Genomic DNA, 19,879 nt, shown 5'->3' with positions numbered 1-19,879 from the left:
CTTTTATATCTTATCAGTTAAACAAGTGAATGTCAACATCTTTTTTATAAAAGTTTTTTCAACTTCTTTTTCAGAAAGTTGTTTGCCTGTTTCAGCAACTCAATTAGAATAACAGGTTATACTGTTGCCGTCAAGAACAATTTTCATAAATATGTGATTTATTTTTATTTATGAAAAATCCACTGAATAAACAAGGGAGTATGTACTACAAAACCAGGTAAGTATTTAAAGATAACTACCTGGTTTTCATCAGATTAACTGAATACATACTGACTCTTTTTTTAACTATAGCTATTTATTACATAGCGATAACTTAATCTAGATAAGCAAGTGCGTATCTTACATGGTAAGCTGTCGCCAAAGCAAGGCCACGTTCATCAATATCAAATTTTTCATGATGATGACCATACTGCGTCTCTTTATTTTCAGGATTTCTTGTTCCAACACGACCATAGATGCCGGGTGCTTCCGCCAAAAAATCTGCAAAGTCATCTGCGCCTAAACTTTTAGGATTATTTGTAATTACATTATCTATGCCGACGATTTCTGCCGCCACTTGTTGTGCAAGTTGTGTTGCTTGTTCTTCGTTAATCAGAGGAGCGGCTGCATCATATCTCTCAAATTTCGAAACTTTCGTTCTATGGGATTGTGCAATCGTATTGGCGATTTCTTCTACTCGATTCAGTACGTATTCCCTTGTTTCAAAGCTAAAACTTCTGACAGTCCCTTCTATAACTGCTTGATTTGCTACTATATTGTAACGAGTTCCAGCTTGTAGCACGCCTATTCCTACAACAACCGGATCCAGCGGATTAATTTCTCTCGAAACTATCGTTTGTAGTTCTGTTACTACCGCAGCTGCTGCAACCAGAGCATCTCGACCAGATTGCGGTTGAGCAACATGACTACTCAATCCCTCAATCTCAATTTTGAAAATATCACAAGAAACATTAGTGGCCCCACCTGTCGCTACTAATTTACCAACTTCAACACTCGAATCCAAATGAATTCCAAATACCTGATCGACACCTTCTAGAAAGCCGCCTTGAACAAATTGCTTAGCTCCAGCACCAATCTCCTCAGCTTGCTGAAAGGCAAATTTAATTGTCCCCGTGAACGTATCTGACAAACAACTTAAGACTTTGGCTGCTCCCAATAACGCTGCTGCATGCCCATCATGTCCGCAAGCATGGTTTAATCCAGCATTTTTCGATGCATATTCTTTGTTCGTCTCGTCATCCAATTCTAAAGCATCTATATCTGCTCGAAGGATGAGTGTTTTCCCTGGACCTTTTGTACTTTTTAGTGTCGCAATCGCGCCAGTTTCACCGACAGATTCGTATGCTAAACCAATCTTTTCTAGCTCTTCTTTAATTCGCGCAATGGTTTTATATTCCTTTAAGCTTGCTTCAGGGTACTGATGGAAGTGTCTACGTAAAATAATGACTTCCTCTTTCACCGCGTCCAATTCCTCTTCCACTCGTTGGTTATCTATCTTCACTGCTGTTGTCATCCTTCATTCCTCCTATTTTGTCCCAAATTCTGTCCAGGCTGGGATATTCGATCCCTTAGATGTTTCTTCAATCACCTTTTCTGTTTCTTCTGTTTGATATGTGGCAACAATTTTCTGATAGACTTTATTTTCTTGGTCCTCTTTACGCGCCACGATAATATTGACATATGGTCGAGCGTTATCATCCACCGGTTCTAAATAAATAGCATCCTTTTTAGGGACGAATCCAGCATCAACTGCTACTCCACTGTTGATGACTGCCAGTGCTACATCATCTAGACTTCTGGCAGTTTGAGAGGCATCGAGTTCATTTATTTTGATATTTTTCTTATTTTCGACAATATCTGAAACAGTTGGCGCTTGTCCGCTATCCTCAGATAAGGTAATAATTCCCGCCGTTTGTAATAAGCGCAATGCTCGTCCACCATTTGTCACATCATTAGGTATCGCCACATTGGCACCTTCCTTCAATTCTGCAACATCTTTCAACTTATTTGAATAGATTCCTAAAGGTGCATTAACGGTATTTCCGATTGAAATGAGATCCGTTCCATGTTCTTCATTATAATTATCTAAGAAAAATTGATGTTGGAATGAGTTTAAGTCAATTGATCCATCAGCTAAGGCCGCATTCGGTTGATTATAATCGCTAAACTGAACGTATTCTAAATCAATTCCTTCAGTTGCCAAACGTTCTTTTACGCTGTCCCAGATATCTGTATCCGCACCAACCACACCTAATTTCACAACTTTGTTTTCCTCTGTTTGTTTTTCTGCCTTAGTATTACTGCTACATCCTGTAAATAATAGCACTGCTAATGCACCAATAATAATTTTCCCTATTTTTTTCATCCTTCATTTCCCCTTTTCGATTTTCTCAGTTGGTATTTTTAGTGCGTTGTCTTTTTAATAAGTAGATTACTGATAAATTGACTAATAAATACTAGCAATAGAATAAGCAGTGTCGCCACAATGGTGACATCCGTTTGAAATCGATTGTAGCCTCTCGTGATGGCCAGATTTCCAAGCCCTCCAGCACCAACAGCACCCGCCATCGCTGTCAATCCAATCACGTTAATAATCGTCACCGCTGAGACTCGAATGATACTAGAGAGACCTTCCACCAGATAAATTCGGAAAATAATGCCAATTGGACTGGTACCCATCGCTTGTGCCGCTTCAATCACGCCAGGGTCCACCTCAAGTAACGCATTCTCAATTTGGCGCGCATAAAACGGGATGATCCCAATCACCAACGGTACTAGGGCCGCATTCACACCAATAATCGTGCCCACTAAAAATCTGGTAAATACGACAAATAGCGGAATCATAATAATGAACGGAATCGAACGTATCGTGTTGATTAATTTATCTAATACGTTATAAATCACGAGATTTTGAAGAATTCCACGTGGCCCAATCGCAACCAACAGGACACCCAATAAGATCCCTAGCACGCCCGCTATCAAAGCCGTCCAGGCTGACATATATAACGTTTCCCCGGTCGCTTTTATAAATTCATCCGGTATCTCACTGACATTTGGTAAATACGTTTTAATAAATTGATCCATTATTTTTCCCTCCTACTAGGTGAATAATTTCAGTCGGCTCATTACGCTTAATAATATTGGTCTTGACCTGTTGACTATGCAAGTAGTCTAGCGCTTTTTTACGCTGATGTGCTTCTCCCTTTAAAATAACAATTAAACTACCAATCGGGGTATTTTGAATAATTTCTACATTGCCGTATAGAATATTGGTCGTCACTTGATACTGGCTATATAATTTTGAAATCAGTGGCTCACTTGTCTGCTCACCGACATAAGAAAATTCCACCAACAGCTCATTTGAATCTAATTCCGCCAAAGTCGGATGACTTAAAATGGTTTCCAACGTCTGGTCAACATGTGTGGCAGTTCGGATAAAATCCTTTGTTAATTCTTCCTGAGGATTACTGAAGATTGAGATACTGGCGCCTTTTTCAATAATTTGCCCACTCTCCATAACAGCCACTTTATTACAAATCTCTTTTACGACTTGCATCTCATGCGTAATTAAGACGATGGTCAAGTCTAATTCTTGATTTAATTTTCGTAATAAATTTAAAATCTGAATCGTCGTTTTTGGATCTAATGCACTGGTTGCTTCATCACATAATAATATTTCTGGATCATTGGCTAACGCTCTAGCAATTGCCACTCGCTGTTTTTGCCCACCAGATAATTGGCTAGGATAGGCTGCTTTTTTGTCACTTAAACCGACTAGCTCTAACAGCTGATTGACTTTCTCAGTTCGTTCCTTCTTTGATTTCCCTGAATATTTTAATGAGAAATCGACATTATCAAAAATTGTTCTTGCATTCATTAAATTAAAATGTTGGAAAATCATGCCAATTTTCTTTCGTTCTCGCCTTAATTCTTTTGCCGTCAATTGACCTAGATCCACTCCGTTGATGACGACCGTTCCATTGGTTGGCTTTTGCAAATAATTAATCACTCGAACTAACGAACTTTTTCCAGCTCCAGAATAACCAACAATGCCATAGACATCTTTCTTATCAATCGTTAATGAAACATTTTTTACTGCGTCTATTTTTTCTTTTTTCTGCTGAAAGACAATATCAATATTTGTTAATTCGATCATGTTCTTCACTCCCGTTTGTTATTCTTTCTATAAAAACAAAAAGCGTCCTCAAGCCGATGATTCTTCATCAGCTTGAGGACGCTTTTCGCGTGTTACCACCTCTATTTAGATACTCCCTCACAGAAATATCCCTCTTCAAGTACTTCATACTCTAGCATGTTAACGAATGCACTCGTCACCGCCTCACAATCAGCTTGCTCGGGATGAATACTCAACGGCCATTTTCCTTAGCGAAAGAAGTACCCATTTGCAGCAAACAGGGCTCTCTTTGAAATCTTTACGCTAAGTACTTTTCCGTATCTACGTATATTATATAAAAATTTGAATAAAAAAAGCCCTTCTATCAGACTGAACTGATAAAAGGACGATTGCTCGCGGTACCACCTTTTTTCGAAAGCCATGGCTTTCCTTAAACCCAACTAACTCATTGGTGCTCTTGATAACGGAGAGCTACCCGAAACTTGCCTACTTATCGACAATTACCCTCAAAGGCCATTTTCCATCTTATCTCAATAACTCTTCTCACCAACCAGAGTCTCTCTTTAAAATTAATAAAATGTACTTTCCTTCTCATCGGAATGTTATATTTCTTATTGTTTTATAATTTACATGAAATGCCGATGCTTGTCAAACATTTTTTTGCATAACTTGAAAAAAATTGGAAATTTAAACTATGAATGATGGACTATATGTATTTGTCGGTTCACTTCAATAGCTGGGAAATCTGATAACTTTTAATTCGTTATTTAAAACAGAATAAAAGAGCATAAAAAAGTCTACTTTTTAAATAGTTGTGGCTAGTTGCGTATCATTTGTTGTAAAAACCGGGGTAAAAAAGGGTTTTTTAAAGGGAAAAGCCACTAGCCAGTGGATTCTTACTATTTTTGTTTCTATTAAAATACGTAAAAACACCGCAACTAGCCACAAGTTGAAAAAAACGCAAAAGACTCTAATTTTCAGAAAAATATGAATTTAACTCAGATGACTTTGATAAATATTCATCATAGAATCCCAATTTCACAAGGTTTCTAGCATTTATATTCTTCAATCTTATGATTTAATGAAGAGAAAACTAACCTCTTTCTATATAGTTGTGGCTAGTTGCGTATTTTGTGAAATAAAAAGCAAAGTAAAATGGCATAGCACCGATTTTGGATAGATGAAAAGTGCTAGGAAGCTTATTAAGAAAAGCTTCCTAGCACTTGTGATAGTTATACACCCTGATATGGAAATAAAAGACTGGCTAAATTAGTCTTTATCACGGGTAATAAAACGAATTTGTCGTTTTTCATCTCTTTTAAGAATCGTTTCTTCATGTAAATATTGGAATTTCAATTCATCCAATGATGGATTTTCTAGCATTGTTTCATAACCGATAAAAATGTCTCGAATATATTTTTTATACGCTTGTTTCTTTTTTAACCGTTTATTCATTAGGCACCTTCCTTTACAGTTTTAATAATAGCAATTGTTGTTGCCTGAGACAACCTCAATTCGAACTTTTTTTCATTCATTCAATTTATTTAACCTTTTATTTGATTGAGCTTCAGCTCAGTAGATAACTTGTGTAATAGTCAGAGACAACCAACCTGTCATTCACATCGTCTAATCCACTAAATTACTCATTCGTTTATTTTGGTTCTAATAAAAAAGTCTGCCACTGATCGGCAGACTTTACTTTTCAATGAAATAAATTGATTTATTTTGGTGCGATGTAATCTACTGAATCTGATTTAGCAAGAGACATTGGAATTACTCGGTAAGAAACAACATCCGGACTTACGACATTTCCTTCAGAAATCAGGATGCCATCTGGTCCAATAGCTTCAACAAATGCTACGTGGCCATAAATAGCACTTGAGCCAGCAACACCTGGGTGGAAGCTAATCGCGTAACCAACTGTTGGTTCACTTGTCACTTCATAACCTAATGCAGCACCTTTAGCGCCCCATTCTCCTCCGTTACCCATATATTCATCAACGGTTTTACGTAATTGTGCAAAACGATTGTAAACATACCAAGTACATTGTCCGACTGGATAAGAGCCAGAAGTATTGTAATTTACCCCATCAAAATCAGCATAAATCATTTTTTCTCTGTAAGCAGTTGGAATTTGATCACGTGCTTGAATAATCATACTTGTCTGCGTACCAGTCTTAGTCGATTCATCCGGTTCATCAAAACGAGTTAGGTTATAAGCAGCAATAATTGAGTTTAGTTTATTGCTATACTGTGTATCTGTCGCATACTTCCCAGTCAAAGCTTCTGTCGCTTGCAAGTAATTTTTAGCCTCTGAGCGCCATACGCCTTTATAGAATTGGCTATTTCCAGAAATACCGCCACGAAGTAATTTGACATAGTCTGAGAGTGAATCACGGTAACTAGAATAACTTCTGAACGCAGATTTAATCTCGTATAAGTTTCCATTTCCATCATCTTCATTTGTCGTATAGACAGCAGATTTCCCATTAAATGAACCTTTAATTCCAAATAAATTGTAATGAGGTGCACTAGCTAATCCACTACTGCCTGAACCACTCTCTAAAATCGCTTGCGCAATCATGACAGAAGCAAAGACATCATATTCAAGACCCAATTTTCTAGCATCTTCGCCAATCACTTCGACAAAGTTCTCAGTCGTTGGATTTTTAGCAAAATTCAAGGTTGCTGCATATGTTTTAACTACTTTTTCACCATAAGTATTTAGACTTAAATTTTTGAGTACATCCACTGCATAAGCAGGCAATGCTTCGCCTTTAGTTTCTTCATCAGTGATGACAACTGTCGCGATTTTTACTTTGTTATCTTCTTCTTTAGCAGCTTCAGTTCCCACAAAAATCACTTTTTGCTCACCAAGATAGATGCCGACTTTAGTGATTTCGCCATCAGATTCCCAGAATAATAAATCGCCTGGTTTCGCTGTAGCTGCAGCAATTTTAGTCCCAAATTCAACTTGTTCTTCAAATGTTTTACCGATTGAAGTTGTAAATAATTCACTATAGATGTAGTCAGTGAATAAAACATTGTCAAATGAGTCTGGTCCTTGCGCATCTTTTTCATAAGGTTTATTCAGCTGTTTTAATGACTCAGCAATAACTGCAGCCATTTTTGTATTATCTAATGAGCTCAATAGAGGTAATTCATAACCATTTAAATCAGAATCAGTTAAGCTATCAACCTGTAACGAACGATCTAATATAGAATTTGTGTCTGAGCCAGTTGCTGTTCCTGATGGATTCGCAGGTGTCTCTTTACTACTACTAGGTGTCGTTGTTGCAGAAGAACTAGGTGTTGTTGTATTCCCCGTTGAACTTGATCCGACCGAGCTTGATTCTGTTGAACTAGAGTTAGTTGAACTAGAACTTGAATCTGTTGTGCTTGATTCAGTCGAGCTTGTATCTGACGAACTAGTTGAGTCTGTAGTTGTGCTTGATTCTGTGCTAGAGTCTGTTGAAGAAGATGAATCAGTCGTTGACGATTCAGTCGTCTCTGTTGATTGCTCAGGCTCACTTGAATTTTCGACGGGCGCTTCAGGTTCTGTTGAAGGATCCTCCGCTGGTACCTCTGGCGCTTCTGATACTGCTGGTGTTTCTGGTACTTCTGGCGTTTCTGGCACAACCGGTTCTGTTGGTTCTACCGGTTCAACTGGATCTACTGCAACCACTTCAGGATCCGCTGGCACTTCAACGTTTGCTGGTACTTCAGCTTGAACCTCAGTTACTGGCTCAGCTTCTGGTGATTCAATTTGTTCTACGCTTGTCGCGTTTATATTATCAGTTATATTCTCAACATTGGCAAAAGCTGGTGCCGATTGAGTAAAAATGATTGCTGCTACACTAAAGACAGCAATGGATTGTTTAAATTTTAGGCTATTTCGCTTACTCATTTAGATAATTCCTCCTTTTTAAAGATACTTCTCCTTTATATATAATAACACAATTTATCCTATCGGAAATAGTTTTTTGTCAAAATCTACAATTTTTCTTTCATAATAATTAAAAACTAGATTTATTACTCATATTAATGATTAGAACACCTAATCCGAGTAATTTTAGTACCTTATAGCACCAATTTAGCGCTCTTTCGCTCCACCCAATACTCTTATTTGCGGAACCATTAGTCACTTATTTTTAGTATCGATTTTGACTTCTCAACTGAGTCAGCCCAATCTTATCTGCCTTTCAAAATAGAATACGCAGAGCGAACTATTTATTCTGAAAAAAACTAGAAAATTGCTTTAAGTGAAAGCGACCTTCTAGTTCCTTACTGTTTATTAATTCTTTATTCGGATAGGACTGATTAATTTATTGTACCGTGCCAAGTTATTATATTTTTCATCAACAGACATAGATTACTCAAAATTCTGTTAACCAACTACAAAAATTCATCAGTAATTTTAGACGAGTTGTGCTTCTTTGTCGTTATTTTTTTCAGCAAGAATTGTATTTAATAATAGAAACTGATCACATTCAAATTGTGTTTTTGAATCAATAAAAGCCAAATAATCCATATAATCTTTTTCAATCCGCTGCTCCAGCTCATTCAACTGACTATGATCGTTATCAAAGGCTTCTTCTGTGAGATAAAATAAACACAGATTTAATTTTCCTTCTTCTTTGATGATCGTCTTCAAACTATCAACGCAATTGCTTGGTGTAATTGCCGACATGAGTCGCTTGATTCTTTTGGCAATGTTCGTGAACTTTTCGACTAAAAAAATTTCTCGTTCAGATGATACCTCACGTGCTCTCTTCTTAAAAAAATAACCTTCTACTTCTAATTCCCATAAATACATGTAGTCACGCTCCCCATAGTAACGACCTCTACGCCTGGCAATGGATCGGATTTCCATCAAATACTTGAAAGCTTATACCCCTATAAGCTGACAATCGATTACAATGCCAAGAAGCTCGCTCATTTTTCTAAAAATTTCAAGTGCTAATCATCCCCAATCATCACTTAAAACAACTTTAGATATCTTAATAGTAGCTGATAAACACTGACTTTGTAAATCTTTTTTTCAATTTAATTGAAAGTATTTTTTTTAATAAACAAATAGAAATAACGGGCTTTTATTGTAAAGAACTATAAAGAGGCCTCAAGACTTGCCTCGACTACTTGTGAGAGCATTTCCCTTCAGACGAAACCGCTAACAAATCACCTCAACTGAAAGAAACCTTCATCGCCACATCACACACACTTTTTTCGGTTGGTTCTACTTAAGAAGATACGTTATACTGAATAACAAACAGTCCAGCTTATTTTAGACTTATTTAAGGAGAGATTTCGATGCAACATCATTGCTACCTATTCATCGGCCCTAGTGGCTCCGGAAAAACAACCTTGGCCAATGCGCTATTTGCAAAGGACCAGAAAATTATATCTTATACGACACGACCTATTCGTCCGGGCGAACAGGAAGGTGTTGATTATTATTTTGTTACAAATGATTGCTTCACCCAGATGATCGCTGATCAAAAATTTGCCGAATATGATTGTTATGGCACGTCCTATTATGGGGTTGCAAAAGAAACCTTAGAAGAAAAGTTAGCCGAAGCTGATTGCTATGATGCATTAACTCCCACTGGTTTCTGGAACTTACGAAAAAAATATGGTTCTTCTGTGATTCCTGTATTTTTAACAGTCTCAAAAGAAACCATAATTGAACGGCTACATTTACGTGAAGAGTCTCGAACAGAGATCGATAAGCGCGTCCTTCTCTTTGAAAATGATTTGAAAGAAAAAGAAGCCATCAAATCGATTCCTGAAGCCATCTTCTTAGATGCTGAGAAGCCTGTCGAAGAATTAAAGAATGACTTCCTAAATCAACTCCCTAAACAATCAAAAATTTAATAAAAAAATGAAGTGCCCGTTACTCCATATGGGAAAATGTCTACAATTGCGCTTTTCCCTTCCATTGAGTAACGGACACTATTTTTTTATACAAGGTATTGATAGGCTTTTCTCTCCCCGTGAGGAATCGGAAATTCTACTTCTCCTTGATACGTAAAACCACTCGCAAAGATTGCTTTTTCCATTGGTTCATTTTTTGGATAGGTGTCAATCCTGATATCGTGGATGCCCATAGCGCTGGCTTCCTGGATCAAACCTGTCAATAACTCTTTGGCTAATCCTCTACCACGGATTGTGCCATCAATTGCCACTCGATGGATGGACAAATAGGCAGTATCTGTGGTCTGCCAGTTTCCTTCAGTAATCGCCGTATAGACTGGATCGATTCCTGAAACTAACGCAGCTGTGCCGACAATCTGGTTATCGACTACCAAGACGTAGCTCTCACCTTTCTCGATATCTTTTAGAATCGCCTCTTCTGTTGGTCCGTAGCCGTTTTGCCATTGCGGTGACCCTTGATGCGCTAAAAATGCCTTTGCTTGCTGAATTATTTTCATTATTTCTGGACAATCTGCTTTTTCTGCTCGTCTCAATGTGATTTCCATCATAAACACCTCTTAGACTAATTTTAGAAAAGTATACCAAATACTCCTATTGAAATATAGAATTTAGTTATTATTCAGCGAGAGAAAATTGGTTTTTTGACCGCTTTTTCCATTTTCGACCCTCTTCTAAATACGCACTTACTAATTCTAAGTGATGCAACAAGCTCCACTTTTTAATGCTTCCTAAGCCAGGGAATTTTCTCATTGTTTGATAGTATAATAGTTCTTGCAAACCTTCAGTAATCAGTAATTGGTCCGCATTTCGTCTAGTCCAAAGTACTAATTTGTCCAGAGCTTCAAAAAACTTGTCTGCTTGATTACCCCAGCCATCATTACTCTCAGAGAAAAAATGCTTTACCCGAATATTTCCGTACGCATCAAAATAGGTTAGATGTATCGTAATAGCTTTACTCGGGAACCCTTTATCGGAATAAATCTGGTCATCAATTGTAAAATCAGCAAATCCAGCATAGCCATCTTCTTTGTAATATAGATGATGATCCGAGTAAAAATCATCCGACTTAACCCAATAATCACTACTACTTGGCAAATGGAAGGCGTCATGTAAAATGATTTTATTTTCTGGAAACCAAATGCGGAAGCGACTCTGATCAGGAATCAACTTTACCCCATCTAGTTCAGCAAATTTCTGGAGCATACTTGGTTGTCGTAACGGCTGATCACTATCAAACACATAGCACGGCATCGCCAATCCGAGAGATTCATAGGCATTCTCGGCGGTAACAATACGTGCTGGCTTGACGGCATTGTCTTGTATGAAATCCCAGGTATGAACAGGCTTTTCAAACCGCTTATACTGACCGACTTGGGGATTTTGAATAACATACAGCGGATGATTCTTTTCTTGAAATAAACGGATCGTCTTCTTGATTGTTGCTGAATCTTTGACCGGTTCAATAATTGGTTGTATTTTTTCTGACAGTACATTTCGGTTTAAGGCTTCATTTAATGCCAATAAATCAAATTGTTTGCCACGTATATAAGGGTAATACATCATCGCTCACTCCAAAGGTTCAGTCGCGCGCCGGCGAACTGTATGTTGGTTTCTCAAAAGTTCATACTCTTTTTGCAAGGCAGATAATTCTTCAGTCAACTCGACAATTGTTTGATTTTCAATCTCAGCTAAAAATGTTTCATACACCGAAGCCTCGCCAGTCACATCTAGATAGGTCGTCCGTACTTTTAATTCTTCATAAATTTCTTCGGTGGAAAAATATCGAGTCCCCTTCTCCATCCGTTTCGCCTTCCTGACTTCTCTAAATAAAGAGGCCATAAACCGATTGGTCAGTGATTCTTCAGCTACTTCCAACTCTTTTCTCTGGGGCTTTTTGGCCACAATAAACGTCCCTGGTGCATCAATTGCTTCTTCAGCGACAAAAGGTTGATACACTAGGACGCCAATCTCGCTAGGAATCTCTAACTTAACCTGCTCATATAACTCTTTCGGTAAGACATAATAATTATAATGTCCCACAAAGGATAATTTTGCTTTTGAACGAAAATCAGCTTTAGAAACTTTCAGCTCATAGCATCGCCATTCCCTTGTTCCATCTGGTTTCATGAAACAGCTCAGTGTGTCCACAATCCCTCTGTCGTCTGGCATAGTCACTTCTTCAACCACAACTGCTCCTAATTCTAGACAATATTCATACAAAGAAATCTCCATCTCACTAGTCAGCTTAGTTTTCATCGCCTTCACCTCGCATACGAACATACTTTCGTTTTTACTGTATCACACTCTGACAAAAAAATACAGGATTCGCTTGTTTCTGATTAATAATTCTAATTATCGTTCCACTTATTCCCTTAATCACTACTCATACTATGCGCTCTCCGATAACAAAAAAAGCTTAGTGATGAGCGAATCTTACGCCTTTCCCTAAGCCTGCTTTCATTCGTCTTTGTATATAGAACTAAGTGTGTACCCCAGCTTACTCTTCAGCCATGTCCATCAGTTGAATTTGTGACCATCTAGCTTGCCAGTTTTTTTGCTGAACACGTTCTTGATAGATTTTCTTGCGTGTCGTGCTAGTTTTAAAATGAGGCGTCGCCGCCACGATAAACTGAAGCAAGTCCGCCACGCCATGTGGTGCAATCAGCTCCACTTGCCCATCCTTCAATCGAATCGCAATAGCTGTGCAAGTTTCCGGAAATTTTGCTAGCGCATCATAGGTACTTTTGTATGGTGCAGTATCGGGATTATGCATATGCATGTAAACTTCATTTTTTAATTCCCAATTAAATTGAGGATGAGCTTTCTTCAACTCACGCTCGAGTTGACTCGTTTCTTCATAACTAATCATGGGATCAAAGAAAATGACATCTACGTCATTCGATTGATCCAACTCCTCTTTCCCTGACAAATAATTCCAAATAAAATTGCGAATCGTCCCCGCACATAACCAGCAATCGGCTAACTGCAACTCTTCGATAATCCCCAATATTTGTTTGAAATGAGGATTCGCCAGCACAAGCTGCTTGATTTCCTCTTCATTTGTAACCAACTTCATTTCTAGATTCCTCTCCAAATCTCAATCATTCACTCATCGTGATTGTTTATCGTTTTTGGTTATGGCCAGCTTATCTAATTCAATAAACGACTAACTGATTTATAAGCCAAATGAAGGCCAAGATTACGCCAAGTTTTTTTAAATTATCCTATTACTGTTCAATTTGTGGTGTTCGAGATTTAGCGACAAACAAATTAATAATCGCACCAATTGTTGCAATGACAGCAATAACGATTAATTTGAGCATACCCGGTTCATCTTCAAAAAAGTACAGATAAGTAGTCAGACCTGTCATATAGAGAAAAGTCACAAGTGCCATACCATTTGCAATTGCAACTCGTGGCTTACTTTGATTCTCCTTAACAACGAATAGATAGGCTTGATGCGAGTAAAGGATCCCTGTAAAACCAAAGAGCAGAGTAAAACTGAAGACAAAAACTGGCGCCCACAACCCATACAAGAATGAACCAATGATAACCATAATTGACAATACGAATAGCGCCAATGAGAGACCAAAAATGATCCTCACTGCTAATTTTTTTAAGGAAAGATCTTTATTATTTATGTTCAACTTCACGCACTCCTAACTTGTTGTAGCACACTTAAGTGCTCGGATAGATTAAAAAATAAATTCTGACGAATCATTTAATTTCTCTATAAAGTATACGTCACTTTTTTTGAATATACATCTGCTCACACAATTCTTTATCAACTTTTAAGATAAAGTGTCGGATATTTGGACCATATTCAATTACGCAGTTGCGGAATTATTCTTAATTATTATAAATCAACAATAAGTCTTAGAACAGTCTCTTTGCTTTTGCGCCATGGGACATTTATCCTCTGTATGAAAAAAACTCCTTTACCAACTTATTCTAAAAGTTGATAAAAGAGTTTCAGTCATTTGTATATGTGACAATCCCCTAAAAATTCTTAACGAATTCCCAAGGCAATTCGTGCATAACGGCTCATTTTGTCAGTTGTCCATGCTGGATACCAAACCAACTTAACTTCCGCTTTTGTGACTTCTGGGACTTCTTTCAATGCATCGTGAATAGATTCTGTCAATATATCTGCTAGTGGACAACCCATTGTCGTCAAGGTCATTTTCACGACCGTTTCACCAGTTTGTTCGAACTCAATTTCATAAATTAAGCCAAGATTCACTATGTCAATCCCTAATTCAGGGTCAATAACTGTTTCTAATGCCATTAAAATACGTTCTTTAATCGCTTCAATTTCGGCTGGACTCCACTCTTGATTTGCTTCGCTCATATTTTCACACTCCTTACCAAGATTCTTACTTATAATACTCTTTTTTCCCCTATTTGTAAATGAGAATATCCTCCGTTTGATTCTCGTTGAGAAAAGTGAGCAGTCACCCATAAAGACTTGTTTTTCAAAACCAACAATTGATTCAAATGAGCAAAAAAGAACAAGCCTCTGACAGAAAGAATAAGAATCCTTCCTCAAAGTTAGGCTTGTTCCACTCTAATCGTTAAATTTTACTTTATAATTATTCTTATCAGTCATCCCTTAGTCAACTGGACAATCCAAATGAATCAAATCGTCAAAGGTTTCTCTGCGAACGACTAATTTTTCCTGGCCATTTTCAACAAAAACGACTGCTGGCTTCGGATTTCGATTATAGTTGCTGGCCATCGAGTAGCCATACGCCCCAGTACTCGTCAGCGCAATAATATCTGCATCTGTCACCTTTGGGAAATCAATTTCTCGTATCAAAACATCGCCTGATTCGCAATATTTCCCAACAATGCTGATTAATTCGGTTGTTTCTGCTGCATCAATTTGACGATTAGCCACCAATGCATCATAGGTAGCATCATATAAGGCCGGACGAATATTGTCGCCCATACCGCCATCGACAGAAACAAACTTGCGGACACCAGGAACTTCCTTTTGAGAGCCAACACTATACAGCGTCATACCCGCTTCAGCAACAATACTGCGGCCGGGCTCGATCCAAATCTCAGGAAGTGGATAGTCTCTTTTCTGACAATTCTCTTTGACTTGATGAATGATTGTTTTAACAAATTCGGCAGGCGAAACAGGTGTATCTGAGTCGGTGTACTGGATACCGAATCCACCCCCGATGTTGAAGACCGATACTGTATAATTAAACGCTGTCTTCCACGTATTCAATAAATCAAAAATAATATCTGTAGCCGCGATGAAGCCTTCCGGTGAAAAAATCTGCGAGCCAATATGACAATGAACTCCTTTTACAATAAAGACATCGTCTGCTAAAAGTTGTTGTAACGCTACTTCCGCTTGGCCACTAGCAACATCAAAGCCAAATTTAGAATCAACCTGCCCAGTCAAAATGTAATCATGCGTTTCCGCGCTAATTCCTGGTGTTACGCGAAAAAGGATTTCCTGCGTTTTTTTCTCAGCATGTAAAATTTCACTCAACAGTTGGATTTCATAAAAATTATCGACAATAATCGTTCCGACACCTTCATCGATAGCCATCTGCAATTCACTCTTTGTTTTGTTGTTTCCATGAAAAGCAATCTCTTTAGGATCCATCCCGCCTTTAATCGCAGTATACAATTCACCACCTGAAACAACATCACAGCTTAATGATTCTTCTTGCAATAGTTTGTAGACGGCTAAACAGCTAAACGCTTTACTCGCGTAGACGACTTTATTCTTAATACCCTCTTCCTTAAATGTTTGTTTAAAGCCTCGAGCCATCTCTCTTATGTGTTGAACATCATAGACAAATAAAGGCGTTCCATATTTTTTTGCTAACTCAACCGTATCAACCCCACCTATTTCTAAATGGTCTTCCCGATTCCATTTTGCTGTCCCAAATAACATACCTTCACTCCTCGCTGTAATTATTTAGCAATAATAGCATATTAATGAAAATTTGACTAGATTTTACTCATTATTAGCGTGTGCGCTTGAGATAGATGGAAGTACGATGAAATAATCAGGTTTCTTATGTTCATCTGATTGCGCGGATCTTCTTAATTTTAAAAAGTTTAAAAAAATTTGCGGCAAATAAAAAATAATCAACTTAGAATAGCGTATCTAGTTTTGAATAGCTCAATTGACACACTAATTTCCACCCCCACGCTGTTAAATTTTGAATTTAAATAGTAAAAACAACTTTATTAACACACAAACTGATGATAGGATAATTTATGTAAGAGAAGTAATGAATAGGAACCTTTAGCCACTAAAAATAGGACAGGAGTTTATTTATGACAATCAAAGCAATTGTATTAGATATTGACGGCACCCTACTAACATCAGAAAAAAAGATTGCTCAATCCACCAAAGATGCGCTAATCAACGCTCAGAAAAAGGGTGTGACGGTCATTCTTGCTTCCGGGCGCCCAACTTCAGGGATGTTCAACTTAGCCAAAGAATTACAAATGGATACGTATGAAGGCTATCTCGTTTCCTACAATGGCGCTATGGCGCTGGATTGCCTGACAAACCAACCCATCTTCAGTCAGCCAATTCCTGACGATTTAGCGAAAGCGATATTGGAACATCTGAAACAGTTTGAATTGATTCCAATGATTAACGATGACACCTATATGTACGTGAATGACGTCTATCAGAACAAGATTACTTTACCTGAGGGACCTTTCAATATCATCGAATATGAATCTAGAGGCGGTCAATTTAAGTTATGTGAAATCAGTGATTTGGCAACATTTCTCGACTTTCCACTCTATAAGATTTTAATTGCTGGTGAAGCAGATTACCTTCAGAAAAATTATCAAGCGATTGAAGAACCTTTTCTAGATACAGCAACAGCAGCTTTCTCTGCACCCTTTTATTTTGAATTTACAATGAAAGGCATCGATAAAGCCAAAGCTTTGAGTGAAGTTGCCAAAAAGCTTTCTATCACCGCTGCAGAAGTGATTGCTTTTGGCGATGGACAAAATGACCGTTCAATCATCGAATATGCTGGAATCGGTGTGGCTATGGGAAATGCAGTTGAAGAGATTAAAGAATTAGCTGATGCAGTCACTTTGTCAAACGATGACGATGGCATAGCTGTCGCTTTGGAAAAATATTTATAAGAATTTAACTACTCACTGGATATTGGTGTAATTGTCTAGATGAATACCTAGCCAGGTAGTCAAACATAACGAAAAAGACAAGCAAGCCTTAAAAATACTAACGAATGGTTTCCTGTCCATTCGTATCTCTCATGCCTCTTGTCTTTTAACTGTACTAAACTTGTTTGATCGGTGTGTCCATTTTTATTTTTGTCTTGCTTCTTACAAAATTCACTGCGTTTGTTCGAAAAATCTACCTGTGATAAATAACTTGGAACTCATTTTTGACGGATCTAGAAAAATTGACTTGGTGAAGGTAAACTTCGTCTCATCATCTCCCGTCTAATTGAAAACAACTTCTAATCAATGAAAAATAGCAATAAATCCATCAAGCCTGATAAGTAGACCCATCCAACAGCTTGGAAGGAGAATGAATGCGTCCACTTACCATTGCAATTTACTGAATCGATCTTATTACGTACACTCATCGTTCAACAGGTATTCCCGCTAGAAAACACCTATTGAACAGCAAAAAAGCATCGTTCAGCGTATGTCTGATCGATACTTGTCATAGCAAAAAGAAGCGTCTTTTCTCCTATATTTTACCTATCCTGAGAAAAGAGTAGAAATCTTCCCTTTTCTTAGGTACAATATAGGAGGTCAATGCTTGCATTGGCTAGGGCAAAATTGATGATCAGTTAGAGCTGATTATTCAAACTTCATTCAATGACCGTGAATCGTTGAATGAGGTGCCTTTTTTTATTTGGATTTATTACTATACCCCTCATTCTAATGAATGAAGACTATAAGTCAAGAACAAAAAGTTAGTGAAATTCAACATTCGTGTTTTCTACCACGCAATTCATTCCATTATTAAAAGTAAATCAAACAAAAAATGAAAAATATGATTCATCAAAGCTGATAGGTACGGTAAAGTTACAAAAAAAAAGAAATTCTTCTATTCAGGAGAATTTCTTTTTTATATTTATTTTCTTTTATTAAATTTCAACTCAGGAAACTGACCTGTTGTGCGATATGTTTTTTGTTCAGCTTCATTTGCAAATCTGCCGATGACGGAATGTGTCGGTAAAATATTAATAAAGGCATACTCATCGATTTCGATAACTATCTGCTCCAAATCATAAAGTTCATAACGTGTCACAACCATCATAATCATTTTTCCTTCAATTTTTGCGTAGCCACCGATTGATGGTAGCAAGGTCATTCCTCGAACCAATTTTTTCGAAATAGCATTAGCTACCTCTTCTGGTTTGACGGTGACAATCATTGCCGTTACTTTTTGATGGCTCGTGTGAATCATATCAACCACTTGTGTCATGCAATAAATCGAGATGATTGTAAATAAGGCACTTTCCCAATTAAATAAGAAGCCTGCTAACATCACGATTAATCCGTTCAATAGGAACATATACTTCCCGACGGTTTTCCCTGTAACTTGTGATAAAATCACTGAAATAATATCCATTCCGCCAGTTGTGAAGCCGTATTTTAAAGATAAGCCTGCACCAAATCCAACGAAGACACCTCCAACAATAGCATTCATTAAGATGTTGTCCGTTACTTGACCGATGGGTACAATGACAGTCATTACTGAAATGCATAGCACATTCACAAAACTTAAGAGTGTCGAAGATTTGCCTAACTTCAGATATCCCAAAATAAAAACAGGTATGTTGAGTAACAGAATGAAAATTCCTGTGTCAAATTGCAGATTCAAATAGGTCTTTAGTAAAGAGGCGATAATCTGTGCGACGCCATTCATTCCAGCCGAAAATACATGAGCTGGGATTAAAAAATAGTTCAACCCGATGGCTGCTGTAATTCCGGTTAGTAAAATAACACATATTTTCTTAATGATTTCATTTTTTTGATAGGTTCCAATTAATTTACTCACTCGCCACACTCCTCAAATAATCCATTGTCAGAATAACAAATTCCCTCATAAATTGGAATAGGAATGCCTTAAATGAGAAGAATCTTAACTTTGAAAATCAACTGGTGGTCTAAAGCCTTTCATGGTATGCTTAATCTAATGAAATTGAATGAATTGGAGGAATTATTTATGGCAAAAGATGCAAGTTTTGATGTCGTTTCCGAAGTAAACGTCGAAGAAGTAAAAAATGCAATACAGATTACTCTAAAAGAATTAACAAATCGGTTTGATTTTAAAGGTTCAACTGTTGAAATCACCTTAGATGGCAACAAGATAACGGTTGTCGGCGATGATGATTTTAAGCTGGAACAAATTAAAGATATTTTGTTTAGCAAGCTCATGAAACGTGGGGTTCCCATCAAGAATATCCACTTCTCAGAAACCGTAAAATCTTTAGGTGGCAAAGCACGTCAAACCGCTGACCTAGTATCAGGAATTGACAAAGATAACGCAAAAAAAATAAATAACAAAATCAAAGATGCAAAACTTAAAGTAAAAACTCAAATACAAGATGATCAAATTCGTGTAACTGGAAAAAACAGAGATGATTTACAAGAAGTTATCCAAACACTAAGAAAGTTAGATTTACCTATCGAATTGCAGTTTACAAACTACAGATAAAAACACAAGTGCTGAGCTTTTCACTCAGTACTTGTGTTTTTTGTTTATTTACAGTTCCCTCTCAAAAAGAGCATTGCTAGCAACAAATATCGAGGAGTTCCTGCATTCAGTCA

At 37.4% G+C, this 19,879-nt stretch carries 18 protein-coding genes and 2 other annotated features; of the genes, 3 read left to right on the top strand and 15 right to left on the bottom strand.

Annotation, left to right across the window (positions count from 1 at the left end):
- Window positions 1-313 precede the first annotated feature (313 nt).
- The 7 genes from BAU15_RS09415 to BAU15_RS09385 all read right to left on the bottom strand — a co-directional run bounded on the left by BAU15_RS09415 (window position 314) and on the right by BAU15_RS09385 (window position 8,951).
- On the bottom strand, window positions 314-1,513 hold the full coding sequence (locus tag BAU15_RS09415; RefSeq protein WP_161842499.1) for an amidohydrolase: 1,200 nt from the start codon (window positions 1,511-1,513) through the stop codon (window positions 314-316).
- 12 nt (window positions 1,514-1,525) lie between these two features.
- The gene (locus tag BAU15_RS09410) at window positions 1,526-2,365 is read right to left on the bottom strand and encodes a MetQ/NlpA family ABC transporter substrate-binding protein (RefSeq protein WP_161842498.1); all 840 of its coding nucleotides are present in this window, start codon (window positions 2,363-2,365) and stop codon (window positions 1,526-1,528) included.
- Between the two features lie 38 nt (window positions 2,366-2,403).
- Complete coding sequence (locus tag BAU15_RS09405) at window positions 2,404-3,084, bottom strand: methionine ABC transporter permease (RefSeq protein ID WP_161842497.1); 681 nt, start codon at window positions 3,082-3,084, stop codon at window positions 2,404-2,406.
- Window positions 3,068-4,156: a methionine ABC transporter ATP-binding protein gene (locus BAU15_RS09400; RefSeq protein WP_161842496.1), complete on the bottom strand. Its 1,089-nt coding sequence runs from the start codon at window positions 4,154-4,156 to the stop codon at window positions 3,068-3,070. Before BAU15_RS09400 ends, BAU15_RS09405 begins: the two co-directional genes overlap by 17 nt.
- 71 nt (window positions 4,157-4,227) lie before the next feature.
- Window positions 4,228-4,468 (bottom strand) — a binding site (T-box leader).
- 45 nt (window positions 4,469-4,513) lie between these two features.
- Window positions 4,514-4,739 (bottom strand) — a binding site (T-box leader).
- Between the two features lie 665 nt (window positions 4,740-5,404).
- Window positions 5,405-5,590, bottom strand: a complete 186-nt coding sequence (locus BAU15_RS09395) for a hypothetical protein (protein WP_161842495.1) — start codon at window positions 5,588-5,590, stop codon at window positions 5,405-5,407.
- A 265-nt stretch (window positions 5,591-5,855) separates the two neighbouring features.
- The gene (locus tag BAU15_RS09390) at window positions 5,856-8,042 is read right to left on the bottom strand and encodes a glucosaminidase domain-containing protein (RefSeq protein ID WP_161842494.1); all 2,187 of its coding nucleotides are present in this window, start codon (window positions 8,040-8,042) and stop codon (window positions 5,856-5,858) included.
- A gap of 510 nt (window positions 8,043-8,552) precedes the next feature.
- On the bottom strand, window positions 8,553-8,951 hold the full coding sequence (locus BAU15_RS09385; RefSeq protein WP_161842493.1) for a hypothetical protein: 399 nt from the start codon (window positions 8,949-8,951) through the stop codon (window positions 8,553-8,555).
- A 494-nt stretch (window positions 8,952-9,445) separates the two neighbouring features.
- Between BAU15_RS09385 and BAU15_RS09380 the strand changes: the two genes are divergently transcribed.
- Entirely contained in the window at window positions 9,446-10,009 is a 564-nt protein-coding gene (locus BAU15_RS09380; RefSeq protein WP_161842492.1) for a guanylate kinase, read from the top strand.
- A gap of 86 nt (window positions 10,010-10,095) precedes the next feature.
- Here the strand turns inward: BAU15_RS09380 and BAU15_RS09375 are convergent, their stop codons facing one another.
- The 7 genes from BAU15_RS09375 to lysA all read right to left on the bottom strand — a co-directional run bounded on the left by BAU15_RS09375 (window position 10,096) and on the right by lysA (window position 15,989).
- Window positions 10,096-10,608: a GNAT family N-acetyltransferase gene (locus tag BAU15_RS09375; protein WP_202622728.1), complete on the bottom strand. Its 513-nt coding sequence runs from the start codon at window positions 10,606-10,608 to the stop codon at window positions 10,096-10,098.
- A 76-nt stretch (window positions 10,609-10,684) separates the two neighbouring features.
- Entirely contained in the window at window positions 10,685-11,629 is a 945-nt protein-coding gene (locus tag BAU15_RS09370; RefSeq protein WP_161842501.1) for a sce7725 family protein, read from the bottom strand.
- 6 nt (window positions 11,630-11,635) lie between these two features.
- Window positions 11,636-12,325 (bottom strand): hypothetical protein, encoded by a 690-nt coding sequence (locus BAU15_RS09365; RefSeq protein ID WP_161842491.1) that lies wholly within the window; start codon window positions 12,323-12,325, stop codon window positions 11,636-11,638.
- Window positions 12,326-12,566: 241 nt separating this feature from the next.
- Window positions 12,567-13,145 (bottom strand): nucleotidyltransferase family protein, encoded by a 579-nt coding sequence (locus BAU15_RS09360; RefSeq protein ID WP_161842490.1) that lies wholly within the window; start codon window positions 13,143-13,145, stop codon window positions 12,567-12,569.
- A 151-nt stretch (window positions 13,146-13,296) separates the two neighbouring features.
- Window positions 13,297-13,716 (bottom strand): hypothetical protein, encoded by a 420-nt coding sequence (locus BAU15_RS09355; protein WP_161842489.1) that lies wholly within the window; start codon window positions 13,714-13,716, stop codon window positions 13,297-13,299.
- Window positions 13,717-14,078: 362 nt separating this feature from the next.
- The gene (locus BAU15_RS09350; RefSeq protein ID WP_161842488.1) at window positions 14,079-14,420 is read right to left on the bottom strand and encodes a metal-sulfur cluster assembly factor; all 342 of its coding nucleotides are present in this window, start codon (window positions 14,418-14,420) and stop codon (window positions 14,079-14,081) included.
- Between the two features lie 261 nt (window positions 14,421-14,681).
- Window positions 14,682-15,989, bottom strand: a complete 1,308-nt coding sequence (gene lysA / locus BAU15_RS09345) for a diaminopimelate decarboxylase (RefSeq protein ID WP_161842487.1) — start codon at window positions 15,987-15,989, stop codon at window positions 14,682-14,684.
- 389 nt (window positions 15,990-16,378) lie between these two features.
- On the opposite strand from lysA, the gene BAU15_RS09340 reads away from it, so the two are divergent.
- Window positions 16,379-17,212 carry a Cof-type HAD-IIB family hydrolase gene (locus BAU15_RS09340; RefSeq protein ID WP_161842486.1) on the top strand — a complete coding sequence of 278 codons (834 nt, stop codon included), beginning with the start codon at window positions 16,379-16,381 and terminating at the stop codon, window positions 17,210-17,212.
- A gap of 964 nt (window positions 17,213-18,176) precedes the next feature.
- Here the strand turns inward: BAU15_RS09340 and BAU15_RS09335 are convergent.
- Window positions 18,177-19,106, bottom strand: a complete 930-nt coding sequence (locus BAU15_RS09335) for a YitT family protein (RefSeq protein ID WP_161842485.1) — start codon at window positions 19,104-19,106, stop codon at window positions 18,177-18,179.
- A gap of 168 nt (window positions 19,107-19,274) precedes the next feature.
- Here BAU15_RS09335 and BAU15_RS09330 point away from each other — a divergent pair, with 168 nt between their 5' ends.
- On the top strand, window positions 19,275-19,766 hold the full coding sequence (locus BAU15_RS09330; RefSeq protein ID WP_161842484.1) for a YajQ family cyclic di-GMP-binding protein: 492 nt from the start codon (window positions 19,275-19,277) through the stop codon (window positions 19,764-19,766).
- Window positions 19,767-19,879 lie beyond the last annotated feature (113 nt).

Origin of the sequence: Candidatus Enterococcus huntleyi (assembly GCF_009933175.1) — a bacterium.
Lineage (GTDB): Bacteria > Bacillota > Bacilli > Lactobacillales > Enterococcaceae > Enterococcus_K > Enterococcus_K huntleyi.
The sequence above is the reverse complement of the archived record's forward strand: the minus strand, read 5'-3'. Positions and strand labels throughout refer to the sequence as shown.